The sequence below is a fragment of the Winogradskya humida genome (assembly GCF_016862215.1).
Lineage (GTDB): Bacteria > Actinomycetota > Actinomycetes > Mycobacteriales > Micromonosporaceae > Actinoplanes > Actinoplanes humidus.
The window spans coordinates 1-15,171 of the sequence record NZ_BOMN01000092.1 but is presented as its reverse complement, the minus strand read 5'-3'; the positions used below and the strand labels follow the sequence as shown (position 1 = coordinate 15,171).

General features: G+C 71.2%; 18 protein-coding genes. 12 read left to right on the top strand and 6 right to left on the bottom strand.

What is annotated here, in order from left to right; genetic code table 11:
* Positions 1 to 73 precede the first annotated feature (73 nt).
* The 3 genes from Ahu01nite_RS32550 (at position 74) to Ahu01nite_RS32540 (ending at position 1,840) form a co-directional block, all read left to right on the top strand.
* A complete protein-coding gene (locus Ahu01nite_RS32550; protein WP_203840529.1) occupies positions 74 to 928 on the top strand; it encodes a hypothetical protein in 855 nt (284 codons plus the stop codon).
* A 44-nt stretch (positions 929 to 972) separates the two neighbouring features.
* Positions 973 to 1,377 carry a DoxX family protein gene (locus Ahu01nite_RS32545; protein ID WP_203840528.1) on the top strand — a complete coding sequence of 135 codons (405 nt, stop codon included), beginning with the start codon at positions 973 to 975 and terminating at the stop codon, positions 1,375 to 1,377.
* A 154-nt stretch (positions 1,378 to 1,531) separates the two neighbouring features.
* The gene (locus Ahu01nite_RS32540; protein ID WP_203840527.1) at positions 1,532 to 1,840 is read left to right on the top strand and encodes a GlsB/YeaQ/YmgE family stress response membrane protein; all 309 of its coding nucleotides are present in this window, start codon (positions 1,532 to 1,534) and stop codon (positions 1,838 to 1,840) included.
* 144 nt (positions 1,841 to 1,984) lie between these two features.
* Here the strand turns inward: Ahu01nite_RS32540 and Ahu01nite_RS32535 are convergent, their stop codons facing one another.
* Positions 1,985 to 2,698: a hypothetical protein gene (locus Ahu01nite_RS32535; protein ID WP_203840526.1), complete on the bottom strand. Its 714-nt coding sequence runs from the start codon at positions 2,696 to 2,698 to the stop codon at positions 1,985 to 1,987.
* Positions 2,699 to 2,824: 126 nt separating this feature from the next.
* Here Ahu01nite_RS32535 and Ahu01nite_RS32530 point away from each other — a divergent pair, with 126 nt between their 5' ends.
* From Ahu01nite_RS32530 to Ahu01nite_RS32520, 3 genes are all read left to right on the top strand, one after another.
* A complete protein-coding gene (locus Ahu01nite_RS32530; RefSeq protein ID WP_203840525.1) occupies positions 2,825 to 3,151 on the top strand; it encodes a hypothetical protein in 327 nt (108 codons plus the stop codon).
* A complete protein-coding gene (locus Ahu01nite_RS32525) occupies positions 3,151 to 4,107 on the top strand; it encodes a WXG100 family type VII secretion target (RefSeq protein WP_203840524.1) in 957 nt (318 codons plus the stop codon). Before Ahu01nite_RS32530 ends, Ahu01nite_RS32525 begins: the two co-directional genes overlap by 1 nt.
* A 92-nt stretch (positions 4,108 to 4,199) precedes the next feature.
* On the top strand, positions 4,200 to 5,603 hold the full coding sequence (locus Ahu01nite_RS32520; protein ID WP_203840523.1) for a M4 family metallopeptidase: 1,404 nt from the start codon (positions 4,200 to 4,202) through the stop codon (positions 5,601 to 5,603).
* On the opposite strand, the gene Ahu01nite_RS32515 is transcribed toward Ahu01nite_RS32520, so the two are convergent.
* From Ahu01nite_RS32515 to Ahu01nite_RS32505, 3 genes are read right to left on the bottom strand one after another with little or no spacing between them, the layout of a single operon-like run.
* Positions 5,596 to 5,997 (bottom strand): hypothetical protein, encoded by a 402-nt coding sequence (locus Ahu01nite_RS32515; protein WP_203840522.1) that lies wholly within the window; start codon positions 5,995 to 5,997, stop codon positions 5,596 to 5,598. The two genes, Ahu01nite_RS32520 and Ahu01nite_RS32515, sit on opposite strands and share 8 nt — an antisense overlap.
* Positions 5,994 to 6,473 carry a hypothetical protein gene (locus tag Ahu01nite_RS32510; protein ID WP_203840521.1) on the bottom strand — a complete coding sequence of 160 codons (480 nt, stop codon included), beginning with the start codon at positions 6,471 to 6,473 and terminating at the stop codon, positions 5,994 to 5,996. Before Ahu01nite_RS32510 ends, Ahu01nite_RS32515 begins: the two co-directional genes overlap by 4 nt.
* Before the next feature lie 59 nt (positions 6,474 to 6,532).
* The gene (locus Ahu01nite_RS32505) at positions 6,533 to 9,538 is read right to left on the bottom strand and encodes an ATP-binding protein (protein WP_203840520.1); all 3,006 of its coding nucleotides are present in this window, start codon (positions 9,536 to 9,538) and stop codon (positions 6,533 to 6,535) included.
* Between the two features lie 142 nt (positions 9,539 to 9,680).
* Here Ahu01nite_RS32505 and Ahu01nite_RS32500 point away from each other — a divergent pair, with 142 nt between their 5' ends.
* Positions 9,681 to 10,247, top strand: coding sequence for a hypothetical protein (locus Ahu01nite_RS32500; RefSeq protein WP_203840519.1), 567 nt, complete (start codon positions 9,681 to 9,683; stop codon positions 10,245 to 10,247).
* On the opposite strand, the gene Ahu01nite_RS32495 is transcribed toward Ahu01nite_RS32500, so the two are convergent.
* Positions 10,188 to 11,021: a hypothetical protein gene (locus Ahu01nite_RS32495; RefSeq protein ID WP_203840518.1), complete on the bottom strand. Its 834-nt coding sequence runs from the start codon at positions 11,019 to 11,021 to the stop codon at positions 10,188 to 10,190. The two genes, Ahu01nite_RS32500 and Ahu01nite_RS32495, sit on opposite strands and share 60 nt — an antisense overlap.
* A 126-nt stretch (positions 11,022 to 11,147) precedes the next feature.
* On the opposite strand from Ahu01nite_RS32495, the gene Ahu01nite_RS32490 reads away from it, so the two are divergent.
* A complete protein-coding gene (locus Ahu01nite_RS32490; protein WP_203840517.1) occupies positions 11,148 to 11,288 on the top strand; it encodes a hypothetical protein in 141 nt (46 codons plus the stop codon).
* Between the two features lie 28 nt (positions 11,289 to 11,316).
* On the opposite strand, the gene Ahu01nite_RS32485 is transcribed toward Ahu01nite_RS32490, so the two are convergent.
* Positions 11,317 to 12,003 (bottom strand): NUDIX hydrolase, encoded by a 687-nt coding sequence (locus tag Ahu01nite_RS32485; RefSeq protein WP_203840516.1) that lies wholly within the window; start codon positions 12,001 to 12,003, stop codon positions 11,317 to 11,319.
* A gap of 105 nt (positions 12,004 to 12,108) precedes the next feature.
* Between Ahu01nite_RS32485 and Ahu01nite_RS32480 the strand changes: the two genes are divergently transcribed.
* The 4 genes from Ahu01nite_RS32480 to Ahu01nite_RS32465 all read left to right on the top strand — a co-directional run bounded on the left by Ahu01nite_RS32480 (position 12,109) and on the right by Ahu01nite_RS32465 (position 15,086).
* Positions 12,109 to 12,750, top strand: a complete 642-nt coding sequence (locus tag Ahu01nite_RS32480) for a DedA family protein (RefSeq protein WP_203840515.1) — start codon at positions 12,109 to 12,111, stop codon at positions 12,748 to 12,750.
* Between the two features lie 98 nt (positions 12,751 to 12,848).
* Positions 12,849 to 13,343, top strand: a complete 495-nt coding sequence (locus Ahu01nite_RS32475) for an RNA polymerase sigma factor (RefSeq protein ID WP_438874848.1) — start codon at positions 12,849 to 12,851, stop codon at positions 13,341 to 13,343.
* Positions 13,340 to 14,368, top strand: a complete 1,029-nt coding sequence (locus tag Ahu01nite_RS32470; protein ID WP_203840514.1) for a hypothetical protein — start codon at positions 13,340 to 13,342, stop codon at positions 14,366 to 14,368. The genes Ahu01nite_RS32475 and Ahu01nite_RS32470 overlap by 4 nt, the downstream gene beginning before the upstream one ends.
* Positions 14,369 to 14,399: 31 nt before the next feature.
* Entirely contained in the window at positions 14,400 to 15,086 is a 687-nt protein-coding gene (locus Ahu01nite_RS32465) for a hypothetical protein (RefSeq protein ID WP_203840513.1), read from the top strand.
* Positions 15,087 to 15,171 lie beyond the last annotated feature (85 nt).

The following is a 15,171-nucleotide window of genomic DNA, read 5'->3' as shown; positions in this document are numbered from 1 at the left end:
GGGTCGGGGCGGGGGCTGGGGCCGGGCACGGGTAGGGCGCTGAGCAGGGCTGCTCCGGGTTACGGTGGCGTCCGTGGACAGGATGAACATCGCGGGCGGGGGCGTGGTCGCGCTGGACGTGGCCGGGCGGCGGTCGGCGGGGTTGCGGTTCGAAGTTGGTGGGCGGCGGCGGATGGTGCTCCGGCAGGGTGCGGCGGTGGTGATGCTGGGCAGCGTCGGCAGGGATCACTATGGCGTCGACATCTACCGGACCGGCGTGTACCGGTCGCCGGTTGCTCCGATCACAGCTGTGGAAGCTCGCCGGCGCGGTGCCTGGCTGCACTGGTTCGCGTCGGCGCTGGACGACAGTGATGCCGGTCCGCTGCATGACGGGTCGTGGTTGCTGGCCGCGAGCGGGCTGCCGTTCGACGCCGTGGGCAGTGACCTGGTCCGGGACTTTCCCAGCGCCTACCTGGACTGGTTCGGCGCCGGGTGGCGTGATGTGGTGCCGCTGCGGCCGTTGCCGGGGGACGGCGACGGGCGCGTGAAGGCGTACCGGAAGCTGGTTCTGGACGGGATCCTGCCTCCTGTTTTGTTGTGGGAGGTCAGCGCGCTGGACGGGTGGGTGCTGCTCGACGGGCACGCCCGGCTGGCCGCGGCCCTGCTGGAGGGCGTGCGGCCCGCGATGCTGGTGCTCAGCCGCCGGGCCGATCCGGACCAGCGGGAGGGGGCGATGCAGGTGGCGACCCAGCAGACCGAGGCGATCGTCCGGTCGCAGCCGGCGGCGGCGTTCAACCCGCTGGTGCGCGCGCTGGCGGACGCACACGACCAATTCGATCAGATGAGCGGCCGTACGCGCGCCTGGCCCCTCGCCGGCGGTGAGCAGGCCTGGCGTTCCCTGGCCGGAGCCGCGTCGCCGGAGTGGCTGGCGGAGACGGACGCAGAGTGACAAGCAACGGTTGGCGGAGACGGACGCCGGGTAGTCGGCACGGTATGAACGTTCTGCGTAGTCTCGGGCAGGCCGCCCTCGGTGCCGTGCTGGTCACCGCTGGGACGGGGCATCTGACCACCCAGCGTGAGGAGTTCCAGGCGCAGGTGCCGTCGTGGTCCCCCGTCGACCCGGATCGGGTGGTGGTCGCGTCGGGGTTCGTGGAACTGGCGCTGGGAGCGGCGCTGCTGGCGACATGGAAGCAGCCGGCGCGGCGCCGGCTGGGGATGCTCGCGGCGGGCTTCTTCGTCGGGGTGTTCCCGGGCAACATCGCGCAGTTCGCAGAGCGGAGGGACGGCTTCGGGCTGGACACCGACACCAAGCGCGCCCTGCGCCTGCTCGGCCAGCCCGCCCTCGTGGCCTGGGCCCTGGCCGCCACGCGCGCCGAAAAGCCGCCACGCGCGCAGTGAGCCTCCCACGCGCGCAGTGAGCCTCCCACGCGCGCAGTGAGCCCGCCCCGCGCGCAGTGAGTCCGCCCCGCGCGCCGAGAAGAAGCATTGACGTTTGACCGCATGTGCACACTGGGCAACGTGCTTGACGTTTGATCAAGGACGGAGGCGAGTGATGCACGCACAGGACTATGTGGTGGCGATCATCTTCGGTGCGGTGATCGGCGTGGTGGCGCGGATCCTGCTGCCGGGTCGGCAACGGATCGGTGTGATCCTCACCGTGCTGATCGGCATGGGAGCGGCAGTGGCCGGGACCTGGGTGGCCGACCACTGGGACCTGCACAGCGACCACTTCCTGCACGTCGCCGGGCGCAGCTTCGACTGGCTGGTCATCGCCGTCCAGGTCGGCATCGGCATCCTCGGCGTAGCCGTCGCCGCCCTCCTGGCCCGCGCGTTCTCCACCGAGCCCGCAGACCGCGACTGAGCCACCGAGCCCGCAGACCGCGACTGAGCCACCGAGCCCGCAGACCGGGGGCTGAACCACCGAGCCCGCAGACCGGGGGCTGAACCACCGAGCCGGCAGGCCGCGGGCTGAGCTATCGAGCCCGCGGACCAGCGACTGAAAGCGCTAGGCGAGCAACGCCTCGCGCATCTCTTTCCCCGGGTTGATCGAGCCGACGATCTGGCTGCCGGCCGGGTCGTACACGTCGATGCTGTTGTTGCGGCGCATCTGCTCACGCACAGGTGGCGGCAGCGGCGGCGGGTCACCCATGGCGTCGCGGATGTCGCGGGCGGTGAAGATGAGCCGGTGGACTAGGGCGGCGCCGTCGGCGTCGACCCAGACGCGGCCGTGTTCCCAGCCGTCGACGACGAGGTCGAGGATCTCGAAGATGAGGGCGAGGAGCGGCTCGGGCGCGGTCACGCGTACGGTCCGGCGGGCCTGGGTGCCCAGGACCGTGACCGCCGCGGCGACCTGGACGTAGGGGTGCAGGCCGACGGGTAGTTCGAAGAGCGGCCACCGCAGGTGCCCTCCGGCTGCCTGCCACAGCGGACGGTAGTTGCGGCGGTCGACCACGAAGCCCCGGCCGGTACGCCGATGCAGCTCAGCGACCTGCGCGAACAGCTCGTTGTGCGCGGAGTCCGCGAACTCGCGCACCACGACGGCAGCCACGGCGAGCCCGTCGTCGCCGTCGAGCAGCCGGATGACCTCGCCCGCCTGCTCCGGGAACCGCACCTGTACGTGCCCGCCGAACCGGTGCCGGACATCCTCGAGCAGCGCCCGCTGCAGGTCAGGGTCGTGCTGAGCCTGCGCCCTGCCGGCCCCGCGCCGTAACCACCGCATGTCGCCTCACTTCACAGAGCCGCTTGCCGAACGCGGCAAGAGTAGTGGAGATCGGGTGAACAAGCCCGCCGCCCCGTCCGTGTACCTTGCGAAGGCAGTGACACAGCGTGGGTACGGGGAGGGCGAATGCCGAGCACAGAGATCGATGTTCCCGAACTGATCAAGATCGGTGAGGGGATCGGCGGGGTCGCGGAGCGGTTGCACCGGACGGCGGCAGATGTCGAGGGCTGGTCGTCCCAGGGCGGGAACGCGGTGGAGGGCTCGTATCTCTGCGCGGGAACGATGTATTCGACCGCCGCCGCCTGGTCCCGGGAGCTCGACCAGCTCGCCGGTACGGTCAAGAAGCTCGGTGCGGATCTCACGACGACCGCGACCGACTACCAGTCGTACGATGATCTGACCGCCCAGCAGTTGCGGCAGATCAGCGACCCGACGTTCGGTCCGGCGTACTGATGCGCAACATCACGCTGAAGGGGCTGCTCGAGGCCGACACGGCCACCCTGCGTGCGGTCGCCGATCACTGGCTGAAGCTCGTCGACTCGATCGACACCACGGTCGGAGACCTCGGCGCGGAGACCGGTGACCTGCAGTTCTACTGGACGGGCGAGGACTCGGTGGCCGCCCAGGAGCGGGTGGCGAAGCTGCGGACCCAGATCGGCAACGCGCACGTGAAGTGCGCGGTGATCGCCGACGCGATGCGTGACTTCGCCGACGATCTCGACCACTACAAGAAGATGCTGCACAACGTCGTCGACGAGGCGCGCGGCGGCGGCATGACCATCGACCTGGCAGCCGGCACGGTGACCGCGCAGCTCAGCGCCGTAAGTGATCAGCAGCAGGCCCGGGCGAGCGTGGACGCGTACGTCTCGCAGATCACCGAGATCCTCGAGAAGGCCTCCGACGTCGACATGAAGACCCGCAAGGTGCTCGACGCGAACTCGGTCGGCGAGAACGAGGACCTGTCGTCGACGCTCGACTATCGCGAGGAGATCGACGCGGTCACGCTGAGCTCGTTCCCGACCCTGACCGAGACCAGTCAGGCCTCCATCTGGCACTACTCGCACCCGATGGAGAAGGAACGCCTGCTCAACGACTATCCCGAGATGATCGGCGCGGCGCGGGGCCTGCCCAGCGAGGACCGCGACCGGGCGAACCGGGTCCTGCTCGATCGGGAGCGGACAGCCCTGATGCGCGAGCGGACGTCCCCGGACAACGGGGCCGTGAGCAGCCGCCTCGCCGCGATCGACCGGCTCGAGAGCCGCCTCGACGACCCGGGCAGGCCGAAGGTGTATCTCGTCGACTACAAGCCGGGCGACGAGGAGAACACCGAGCTCACCGCGGCCGACCCCATGGTCGACGACGCCTGGTCCGGGTCCCGCTCGACCTACGAGAAGTACTACAACGACTGAGCGGAGCGGGAATGTGATCTCGCCGAAACGCCATGGATTCGATAGGTATCGATATCATGGCGGTAAATACGGCACGCTCCTGGAGGTCATGCATGGCAAGCAGGCTAGGTCGACGGCTCCTGGCGATCGGCGCCGTCGCGGGGATGACGGTGGTGGCCGGTGCCACCGCGGCGAACGCGGCGCCCGCCCCGGACGGGCTCACCCTCATCGCCACCCGGCAGTCCCTGCTCGGCACCCACAACTGGTACCAGCAGACCTACCGCGGGCTGCCGGTCGTCGGCGGTTTCTACGCCACGCACCTCGACAGCCGCACCGGGAAGACCGAGATCCAGGACGGCAGGATCACCATCAAGGGTACGCCCGCAGCAGCCGCTTCCTACGCCCGCAGCCGAGCCGAGTCCACGGTCACCGGCCGCCTCGCGGGCACGCTGATGCGCTCGTCGGAGGCCGTCATCGAGCCCGGCACCACGGCGCGTCTCGGCTGGCGCACCCTGACCCGCACCGGCCACGGCACCGTCGAGACGATCACCGACGCGGTGAGCGGCACGACCCTGACCGAGCGCAACACGGTCAAGGAGGTCAGCGGCTCCGGGCAGGTCTTCAGCCCCAACCCGGTCGCGACCCTGCAGAACGAGAGCCTGACCGACAGCAGCAACGCCAACTCGACAGCGCTCGCGGCGGCCTACAAGACCGTGACGCTGACCCAGCTGACCAGCGGCGTCACCACGCTCAAGGGTGCCTACGCGAACAACACCAGCAGCAGCGCCGTCACCTCCAGCACGCGGACGTACACCTACAACCGCTCGCAGGCAGGGTTCGAGCAGGTGATGGCGTACTACCACCTCACCACCGCCCAGGAGTACATCCAGAGCCTCGGGTTCACCGACGTCAACAACTCCGCGCAGACGTACAGGACGACGGGCTACACCGCCGACAACTCGTACTACGACCCGTCGGCCGACAGCCTCACGTTCGGCACCGGCGGGGTCGACGACGCCGAGGACGCCGAGGTGATCTGGCACGAGTACGGCCACGCGATCCAGGACGACCAGGTGCCCGGCTTCGGCTCGTCGGCGCAGTCCGGGGCGATCGGTGAGGCGTTCGGTGACTACTGGGCGTACACGATGTCGTCCGCGGTCAGCGCCAACACCACCGTCACCCCGCTCGCCTGCATCGCCGACTGGGACGCCGTGTCGTACACCAGCACCACCCCGCACTGCCTGCGCCGCGTCGACGGCACCAAGGTCTACCCGGGCGACTGGGAGAACGAGGTCCACGCCGACGGCGAGATCTGGTCGCGCGCGCTCTTCGACATCCATAACGCGCTCGGGCGTACCCAGGCCAACAGCATCATCCTGGAAGCCCAGTTCAGTTATGCCCCGGGCACCACGTTCGCCGCCGCCGCCAACACCACGGTGACGACCGCGCAGACGCTCTACGGCACCGCCGCCGCCACCGCCGTCCGCACCGCCTTCCAGGCCCGCGGGATCATCTGAGGTTCCCATCGGCTGCGCCGGCCCGGGGACGGCGCAGCCGATGACCAGGACGCCGCTGCCACTCGCCCGGGTCGAGCGGCAGCGTGAGTTCGTCGGTGTCGGCCGGATCCTGCAGGCGGGTAGCCATCAGGTACGCCGCATAGCGCCGCAACTCCTGCGACTGCGCCCGGTGCAGCGTCACCATCGCCCGGTGCCGCTGCTCGTCCCGCGTCCGCGCCGCGGTCCTCGCCTGCAGGACGCCCACGGCCTGCTCGTAGCGTGACTGTGAACGTCCCAGCCGGTGCAGCGCCCGCCGATGAGCGCGCAACGCGGCCCGGTACTGCGCGGCCGGCGAATTACGGCCCGCAAGAAGCCCCGAGGTGGCGACACCGAGCGCGGCAAGGAACCCGATCACCGGGTGCCACCCGACGGCCATCGCACCTGGTACTCCTCCCGGCGCTGACCGGCGGGCGGCGGGAGCCCCTCGACCGGCCCCACGATCGAGCGCAGCGGCAGCGGTGCCGGCAGCCGCGGCGCCGCGGCGGGCACCGTCCCCGGCCGCCCGGTCAGCCGCTCGAACGCCAGGTTGAGCACCTCACGGGTGTGGGCCACCCGCGCCAGATCGGCGGAGTACGCGGGCTCGCGCCGGGCGACGTCCCGGCGCGCCGCCCCGATCCGTGCCTCCAGCTCGTCGAGTTGCGGTTCCCGGGCCGCGTCGAGCCGCGCCAGCGACTGGCCGAGCCACGAGTCGATCAGCGGATCGAGGGCGTGGCGCGACCCGGCGTCGAAGCCACCCGGATCCAGGCGCGCCACCAGATCCTCGATACGGGCCAGCGCGGCGGCGTGCCGCGCGCCGGCGGGGTCGGCGCGGAACCGGAGCCGCCACCTCATGCAAGGCCTCCCTGATACGTGTCGTCGCTATCAGCAAAGCCGCCGCGCCTACCGGATCCCTACCGGTGCCGCGCCGTCCGGTCCTGCTCCGGGACCTCACCGGCGGCGTAGAGGTGGTCCACCCGTGCCCAAGCCGAAGCGGCCGCCTCCGCCGCCCCTGCGGCCGTTTCGGCCTCGGCCAGTCGTGCCTGCGCCGGCACCTCCAGGTACGCGGCATCACAGTCGGCGAAACACCGTGCCGCCCGCCGCAACTCGGCGAGGTGTTCCCCGGCTCGGCCCTCGTCCTGCCACAGGTCGGCGAGCGAGAGGTGGACCCGCCCCTCGAGCAGCGCGTCGGCGTGCTCGTGAGCGACCGCGACGGCGAGACCGAGATGTGCGCGCGCGTCGTCGGGCTCGTGCCAGTGCCGGGCCAGGTCACCGAGGCCGTGCAGCGCGTACCCGTAGCCCACGCCGCGGTCCGGACCGAGGACCTCACGCACCCGGCTGAAAGCCAGTGCCGCGGCGGTCAGGTCGCCGACCGCAAGGCACGAATAGCCCGTCCAGTAACGGGTCTGCGCGATCAGGAGCGGCCGGCCCAGGTCGGCGGCGACCTGCTCGGCGTGGGCCAGCACCTCCGCCGCCGGCTTGTGGTCGCCGCGGTCCAGATGGACCTGCCCGATGAAGCGCAGCGTCTGACACTGCCCGACCAGGTCTCCGGCGTCCTCATAACCACCGAGGGCCTGTTCGAAGAGTACGAGTGCCCGCGCCGACCGGCCCCGGCGGCGCAGGGCGTTGGCCAGGGTGCGGCGGGCGATCGCCAGCCCGTGCCGGTCACCCGCCGCGGTGAGCAGCTCGACGGCCCGGCTGAGCTCCGCGATCCCGGAGACACCGTCGCGCCGGCCACCGGCCACCAGCGACGGCTGCCCCAGACACGCGAGCACGATGCCCTCACCGCGCCCGTCACCCGCCGCCCGGCAGGCCCGCAACGCCGTCAGATGCGTGGTCAGCCAGTCGTCGTGCTCGCTGCGCAGGGTGTAGAACTCGTGCGCCGACACCGCGAGATCCCAGGCCAGCGCGGCGAGCCCGAGCTGCGCGGCGACCTCGACGGCGGCGCGCAGCGACAATCGTTCGGCCCGGAACCAGCCGATCGGGTCGGCATCCACCTCGGCGTACGCCTCCGCGGGCAGCACGGCGTCCGGGATGTCGCTGTGGACGACCTCGAAGTCACCGCCGTACAACCCGCGGTGCGCTCGCCGGGCAAGGGTCAGCAGCGCCGTGCACACCCTGGCGAGCAAAGCATCGCGCTCGGCGGGGTCGGGGCGCTCGGCCAGCGCGCGCCGGTACGCGTACTCCCTGGTCAGGTCATGGAACCGGTAGCGCAACGGCGCCGTGGTCGTCTCCACCATCGACGCCGCCGCCAGCTCCGCCAGCCCGGCCCGGGCCTGCGCCGCGTCACCGGTCAGCGCCACCGCCGTCCACACCCCGAACGCGGGCAGCGGCACCAGACCCAGATCGGTGAACAGCCGGCGATGGGCGGGCTCGAGCGGCGCCAGCCCGGCTTCGAGGGTCCGCGCGAGGCTCGCGTCGCCGAACGCGTACGCCGCCGGCCCCTGCGCCCGCAGCCGCCGGGCCAGCTCCGCCGTCGGGCGTGGGTGGTCGTGCACCCGCAGCGCCGCGACCACCCGCAGCGCCAGCGGCAGGCCCCCGCACAGCCCGATCACGTCCCGGATCGCGTCCTGCTCGCCGTCCAGACCGATCCGTGAGGCCGCCACGATCGACGCGAACAGCCGCGCCGCGTCGTCGTCGCCGAGCGGCTCCAGCGTGCCCACGTGATGGGCGCCCTGCACGTCCGGCAGATGCCGCCGGGTCGTGACCAGCACCCGGCAGCCGTCCCCAGCCGGGATGAGGGGACGGATCTGCGCGGCGCTGCCGGCGTCGTCGAGCACCACCAGCATCCGCCGGTCGGCCAGCAGTGTCCGGAACAGCGCGCCGCGCTCGGCGGTCGACTCCGGGACCACCGGCGCGTCCAGCGCCCGCAGGAACTGCGCCAGGATCTCACCCGGGTCGGCCGGGTCCGCCGAGGCGCCGCGCAGCTCCGCCCACAGCTGACCGTCCGGATAGACCGCGAGACTGCGATGCGCCGCCTGCAGGGCGAGGGTGGTCTTCCCGATGCCACCGAGACCGGGCACCACCATGATCCGGTACGGCGACCCGGCGCGCAGCAACCACACCAGCTCGGCGAGCAGCGGCTCCCGGCCCACAAAATCGGGCGGCGCGGCCGGCAACTGCCGTGGCACCGCGTGTGCGCCGCGGACCGGCTGCTCGGGCAGCGGCAGCGCCTTCGTCACCCCGTCGTCGTCGCCGCGCCCGATCGCGTACTTCAGCATGCGCAGCTCGGCGTCGGGCTCACCGATCTCGGCCCGCAGCGCCTTCGCGTACCGCTCGTAGACCTCGATCGCCTCGGCCCGGTGCCCGCTGCGGTAGAGGGCCACCATCAGCAGCCGGTGCAGCTGATGATCGGTGGCGAACTCGTCCGTCACCCGCTGCAGGTCGCCCAGCACCCCGGTGAACTCGCCACGCTGGACCCGCAGCGTGAACAGTCGCACCGCGGCCCGCTTGCGCCGCTGCTGCAGCCCGTGGGCCACGGTCGCGAAGACCGGCCCCGGCACGTTGGCCAGCGGCCGCGGACCCCGCCACAGCCGCAGCGCCCGGTCCAGCAGGTCGGCCTCCTCGCCGGGCCGGTGCCGCTGCCCGGCCGCCTCGGCTGCGACGGTGAGCTTCTCGAAGGCGAGCAGGTCGAGCTCGTCGTCGGCCACCCGCAGCTCGTAGCCGAAGCGGGTGTGCGTGACGATGTCATGGGAGCGCCCGACCCGGCGCCGTAGCGCGGAGATCGCCTTGTGCAGCTGCGCCTCCTGCACGTGCGACGTACCCCACGCCATCCGCAGCAGCTCGGCGTGCGGCAGCCGCTTGTTCGGCTGGACCAGCAGCGCGGCGAGCACCTTGAGCTGCACCCCGGTCGGCAGCGGTAGCGGCTGCCCGCCGAGCGGGTCACGGAGCTGCAGCTCACCCAGGACTTCGTAGATCACGTCGCGCCTCCGCACCTCGGCACTGTCTCCACCGTAGGGGCAACCCGGAGCCATGGGTAGCGCTGCGGTAGAGCGCTGGTAGCCGCCCGTGACTGAATCGCCTCACGTGACTGACGGACGGCGACGATGAGGTGACGAGCGGATGATCGACCACCATCACGGCACCCTCGACCGGATCGTCGACACCGAACGGCGGTCGCTGCGCCCGATCGGAGCCACGGCGTACGAGGTCGCCGCGCGCACCGGCGAACAACTCACCGCCCTCGCGTGCCTGCCCGGCGTCCGTCTCTACCGCGGCGTGCGCCTGCCGGGCCACGCACCACCGATCCCGTACGCCCTCAGCGCCGGCACCCGCCTCGTCCTCGTCGACACCGTCGCGTGGCCACCCGGCTCGTACGCGACAACCCCCGGCGGGGCAGTGCTCTGCGACGCCACCTACATAGGCCAGTCGGCGCACCTGCTGCTCGGCGCCGTCCGCAGGCTGCGCCGCCTGCAACCCCGCGGCCACCGCGTCACGGCCGTGGTCGTCGTCCACCCCAGCATCGCGGGCACCCTCACGCTCCCCGCCGTCACGGGCACCGAACTCACGTGGACCCACGCCGCCTGCGCCGTCCCCGCCATCGCCCATCGCCTGCGCCGCCACCACACGTCACCCGGCCCGTCCCGCGCGCTGACCGCCCTGACCGCCGCCACCGCGCTCACCGGCTGATCCACTGAGCGGCAGGCGCGGGATCGTCTCGTAGGGCCGGCCGGCCGCCCAGATGCGGTCGAAGTCGCTGGTGAAGTGCTGGAACCAGCGGGCGTCGCGATGGGCGAACAGCGGCAGGGTCGGCTCGGCCGCGCCGTTGCGGTGCGAGTAGATGTCGATGTGCAGGTGGCCGTGGGGGGTCTCGGGGTCGACGGCGATCATCCCGAACGCCGGCACGAAGTCCAGCATCCGGATCTGCAGCGTGCCAGGGCCGGCCGCGGCCCGCGCGGCGAGGGTGTCGAGCAGGTCGACGGTCGGCCGGAGCCGGTGCTCGAAGATCTCCGGACTGCCGGGGACGGTGCTGCGGCGGGCGGCCTCGCCGAGCGGGGCGGAGTCCGGTGCGATCAGGACGATCCGAACGTCTGCGCCGGCGTCCAGGCGCCGCTGCAGGGTGGCGTGGTGGTTGCGCATCGTCCGGCCCAGGGTCACGCCGACGATCCTGATGTCCTGCGCCTGGCTGAGGTCGATGTCCATACCGGAGGTGGACGCGGCCAGCAGCCGGTCACCACCGTCCAGGTGCTCGCGGGTCAGGCGGCTGAGCTCGGCGACGTCGGCGGCCAGAATCTGCTGGCCGGTACGGCTGTGCAGGGAGCTGACGGCCAGCAGGCCCAGCATCGTGAGGGTGGCCCCGCCGGTGACGGCGGCGCTGACGACATCGAACGTGCCGAGGATGCCGACGGCGACGGCGGCGGCGATCGTCACGACCAGGTCGAGCTGACGGACGCGGAGCATCATGGTCCACCTCGTAGGGGTGCGTGGCGGGCTGAACACTCAGCGTAGCAGTCTTAATGTCGCGTTGACACAAACACCTTCGCCACTTAGTGTTGATGTGACACAAAGGCCCCTCCGAAAGGAAACGCCATGCGTAAGCTCCTCACCCTGATGATCACCGCGGTGACCGTAGGCCTGCTCGCGGCCACCGTCCCCGCCGGACCCGCCCTCGCCGAACCGGTCTGCCAGCCCGGCACCAACTGGGACGGCGTCCTGAAGATCTGCCGCTGACCCCTCCACCCCTGCGGCAGCGTTCCGGCTAGCGCTGCCGCAGGATCGGCGGGTTCAAGGTCGTCGCACCGCCCGCCCGGTAGAGCGCCGCCGGACGCCCGGTCACCGGCATCCGCCGCCCGCCCGTGGGCTCGACGAACCCTTCCGTGCCGGTCACCTTGCGACTGAAGTTGCGCGGATCCAGCGTCTCGCCCCACACGACCTCGTACACATTGCGCAGATCGCCGATCGTGAACTCCGCCGGGCAGAACGCCGTGGCGATCGTGGTCAGCTCCAGCCGGCGCCGGGCCCGCTCCACCGCCTCGTCCAGGATCAGGTCGTGGTCGAACGCCAGCCCCGCGCGGACCTCCTCCACCGGCATCCAGGCGGCGGTGCTCGCATCCGAGCCGGCCGTCGGGATCGGCAGGTCCGGCATGATGGCCAGATAGGGCACGCTGACCACCCGGCCCCGCGGATCCCGGTCCGGCTCGCCGTGGACCGCGAACTGCTCGAGCCGCAGCGCCGTGCCGTCCAGCCCGGTCTCCTCGGACAGCTCCCGCACCGCCGCGGCACCGATGTCCTCACCGACGCGCACGAACCCTCCCGGCAGCGCCCGCTTGCCCTCGAACGGGAAATTCCGCCGCGTGATGACCAGCACCTGCAGCTTGCCGTCCCGCACGGTCAGAATGACGAGGTCCGCCGCGATCCGCAGCTGCGCATGGTCTCGATCAGCCATCCGGCGAGCATATCTTGATGTAGAACTGACAAAAAGGTCCCCTAGGGGTTGATCGGGGGTATGACCCGATAGCTGGACGGGGGCCCGGTCGACGAGGCTCAACCCATGCTCGCCGACCTGATGAACGCCGCGACCGCCCTCGTCCAGTGGCTGTCCACACTCGACCAGGGCTTCGTCCTGCTCGCCACGTTCCTGTCCAGCGTCGTCGAGATGACCTTCCTGCTCGGCCTGCTCATCCCCGGCGAGTCCGTCGTCATGCTCGCCGCGTCGCTCGCGGGCAGCCCCGCCGGCTTCGCCCTGGTGGTCGCCGTCGGCACGGCGGGTGCGCTCACAGGCCAGATTCTCGGGTACGCCGTAGGCCGCACGTTCGGCCCGCGACTCCGTACCACCCGCCTGGGCCGCCGCATCGGCACCGACCGGTTCCAGCGCGCCGAGGCGTACCTGCGTGACCGGGGCGGACCCGCGCTCGCCGCCGTCCGCTTCGTCGCCGTCGTGCACGCCGTCGTCCCGATCGTCGCGGGCAGCGTACGCATGCCGTTCGGCCGTTTTGTCGGCTGGTCCGCCCTGGGCACCGTGATCTGGGTCAGCACCTTCGCCGGGGTCGGCGCGGCCACCGCGGGCCTCGGCTCCGCCGGGGGAGCGGCAGCGGTCCTCGCCGCGGTCGGCGCGATGTTCCTGGGCGTCATCCCGCTCGCTGCCAAAGCCCTGCGCCGCCCCCGCCGCGACGAGCTCACCCTGGCCGCCTGAATTCGTCGCAACGGTTCACCGGCCCGGCGCGTGTCACCCCCGTGACAGCTAATGTCGAACCGGTCAGAGCCGGTGTCAGGCAGGGGGAGCCGACGATCGTGGCTCCACCCGCGAACTTCGATCAGCTGTACGCCGCCCACTACGGCGATCTCACCGTGCAGCTCTACATGTACTTCGGCGACCGGCAGGAAGCCCACGACGTCGTCCAGGAAGCGTTCTGCCGGGCGTACGCGAGATGGCGCACCGTGTCGCGCTACGAGGACCCGGTCGGCTGGATCCGCCGGGTCGCGTGGAATCTGGCGCTCAGCAAGTGGCGGCGTACCAGAACCGCTCTGTCCTTCTTGAGCCGGCAGCGGCGCACCGAGGTCCGCATCGAGGGCCCCGGCCCGGAACGGGTCGCCGTGATCGCCGCCCTGGCCACCCTGCCCGAACAGCAGCGCCGCGTGGTCGTGCTGCGCTACATGGCCGACCTCACCGTCCCCGAGATCGCCGCACGCGAGGGAGTCGCCGAAGGCACCGTGAAGTCCTGGTTGCACCGTTCCCGGACAGCACTGGCCGCCCACCTGGGAACAGCAGAGGAGACACCGTCATGACCGACCGGACCGAACTGCTGCTCGCGGAGGCCCGCACCCAGGCGATGCGCGAGGTCTTCCCCCCGGGCACCGACCAGGTACGCCGTACCGTCCGCCGCCGCCAGGGAATTGCCGCCGGGCTCGGCGTGGTCCTCGCCATCGCCGCGATCACCTCGGGGATCGCCCTGGTCAACGACCGCCACCCAGCCACCAACGCCCCGCCCGCGGCCCCCTCGTCGGGCCCGTCCGAGAACCTGGACGTTTTTCCCACGCCCGATCCCACCGCCGAGGCCCGCATCTCAGCGGCCGATGACGCGCTGGGCGACCCGGACAAGCAACCCTGGGTCGTGGCGACGTCGGGAGTGGTGACCGCGGACTACGAGAACGCCGCCATGGACCTCGCCGCCGACGACTACCAGTTCTACCTCTACTGCGTGGGCGAGGGCACCGTCGACATCGTGCTCAAGGACGGCCAGTACGGCGACAAGAAGATGGCTGCCGGCACGGCGACCTGCTCCGACAACCCCGAACCGGCGATCCTCCCGTTCACCCAGCCCGCCGCCAACCGCTCGCGTGTCTTCCTCAGCGGCGACGCCAGGGCCGCGGAGAAGGCCAGCTTCTCCTTCAAAATCGTCCGGACCTCGGAGATCGTCACCGAGGCGAGCCAGGAGAGCAGGACGAACGCCACCGCCGCGGCCGGTCTGCTCGACGGTTCCGGGCTCCCGGAACCCGCGAAGATGACCACCGAACAGGACAAGACCGCAGACGTCACCAAACCCGCCGGGAACTACCGGGTGCTGGTCAGCTGTTACGGACCGGGCAAGGTCAGCTTCCTCGTGCGCACCGGCAAGACCCTGCGCGACGGTACGGTCGCCACGAACGGTCCTACTGAAGGCACCATCACCCACGAGTGCACCGGCGAAGGACAATTCAGTTCGTTCGCGTCGGTCACACTCGCAGCTGGTTCGGGCTTCTCCATCACCGCACAGGCGGACTCCGCGGCCCGCAACAAGGCCGGCTGGGCGTACCTCGTGATCCCCGGCTGAGTCCCTTGTGCCGTCGATCTACCCTGCGCGCATGTTTGACGGGGAGATCTCACGAAAGTCCACACGCGCATTCGCCGCGGTCGCTGCCCTCGCGGCGACCGCGGCGCTCGCCGCCTGCAATCCCGGCACCGACACATCAGCCGTTTCGTCGCCTTCCGCCTCCGTGGCCGCGCCTTCCTTCTTCGGCAAGGACGGGTACGGCAAGCTCACGATCGGGATGTCGGAGAAGGAGGCACTCGCCACGGGTGACCTGCGGACCGACCCGGTCTCCACGGTTCTCGACAAGAACGTCTACTCGTTCGCCGGCGGTCCCGAACCGGACGCCAAGCAGATGGCCTTCGACGAGAAGATCGAGAAGGCGGTCGAGGCCGCGGACAAGTCGACCGACACCTCCGCCGCGGGCAGCGCCAAGGCCGCGAAGGCCTACGCCGATTCCACCCAGCGCCTCTACGACCGTCTCATCGCCTACCTGACCGACGGCGGTGCCAGCTTCACCAAGGGCAAGCTCGTCTCGATCGCGGCGGACAGGGACGCCGAGACGGAGGCCGGCATCAAGCGCGGCTCCACGGTGGCCGAGCTCAAGACCGCCTACGACGGCAAGGGCCTGACCGGCAACGACAAGGACGGCTACGAACTCCCGATCACCGGCCACGACGGCTGGCGGATCCGCTTCGAGGCCGACAAAGGCACCATCAAGTACATGTCCCTGGGCAAATAGCTTCCCCCTATGAGTACGCCGTGAGCCCGGCCCGCCTCCGTCAGTCCACGGGGGAGGGGGCCTGTTTGGCGCTCGGGGGAGCAGC

Excerpts from the sequence above, each read along its gene's own strand:
- Ahu01nite_RS32545 (WP_203840528.1), top strand. The coding sequence starts at position 973 with ATGAACGTTCTGCGTAGTCTCGGGCAGGCCGCCCTCGGTGCCGTGCTG.
- Ahu01nite_RS32540 (WP_203840527.1), top strand. The coding sequence starts at position 1,532 with ATGCACGCACAGGACTATGTGGTGGCGATCATCTTCGGTGCGGTGATC.
- Ahu01nite_RS32535 (WP_203840526.1), bottom strand. The coding sequence starts at position 2,698 with ATGCGGTGGTTACGGCGCGGGGCCGGCAGGGCGCAGGCTCAGCACGAC.
- Ahu01nite_RS32530 (WP_203840525.1), top strand. The coding sequence starts at position 2,825 with ATGCCGAGCACAGAGATCGATGTTCCCGAACTGATCAAGATCGGTGAG.
- Ahu01nite_RS32525 (WP_203840524.1), top strand. The coding sequence starts at position 3,151 with ATGCGCAACATCACGCTGAAGGGGCTGCTCGAGGCCGACACGGCCACC.
- Ahu01nite_RS32520 (WP_203840523.1), top strand. The coding sequence starts at position 4,200 with ATGGCAAGCAGGCTAGGTCGACGGCTCCTGGCGATCGGCGCCGTCGCG.
- Ahu01nite_RS32510 (WP_203840521.1), bottom strand. The coding sequence starts at position 6,473 with ATGAGGTGGCGGCTCCGGTTCCGCGCCGACCCCGCCGGCGCGCGGCAC.
- Ahu01nite_RS32500 (WP_203840519.1), top strand. The coding sequence starts at position 9,681 with ATGATCGACCACCATCACGGCACCCTCGACCGGATCGTCGACACCGAA.
- Ahu01nite_RS32495 (WP_203840518.1), bottom strand. The coding sequence starts at position 11,021 with ATGATGCTCCGCGTCCGTCAGCTCGACCTGGTCGTGACGATCGCCGCC.
- Ahu01nite_RS32490 (WP_203840517.1), top strand. The coding sequence starts at position 11,148 with ATGCGTAAGCTCCTCACCCTGATGATCACCGCGGTGACCGTAGGCCTG.
- Ahu01nite_RS32485 (WP_203840516.1), bottom strand. The coding sequence starts at position 12,003 with ATGGCTGATCGAGACCATGCGCAGCTGCGGATCGCGGCGGACCTCGTC.
- Ahu01nite_RS32480 (WP_203840515.1), top strand. The coding sequence starts at position 12,109 with ATGCTCGCCGACCTGATGAACGCCGCGACCGCCCTCGTCCAGTGGCTG.
- Ahu01nite_RS32470 (WP_203840514.1), top strand. The coding sequence starts at position 13,340 with ATGACCGACCGGACCGAACTGCTGCTCGCGGAGGCCCGCACCCAGGCG.
- Ahu01nite_RS32465 (WP_203840513.1), top strand. The coding sequence starts at position 14,400 with ATGTTTGACGGGGAGATCTCACGAAAGTCCACACGCGCATTCGCCGCG.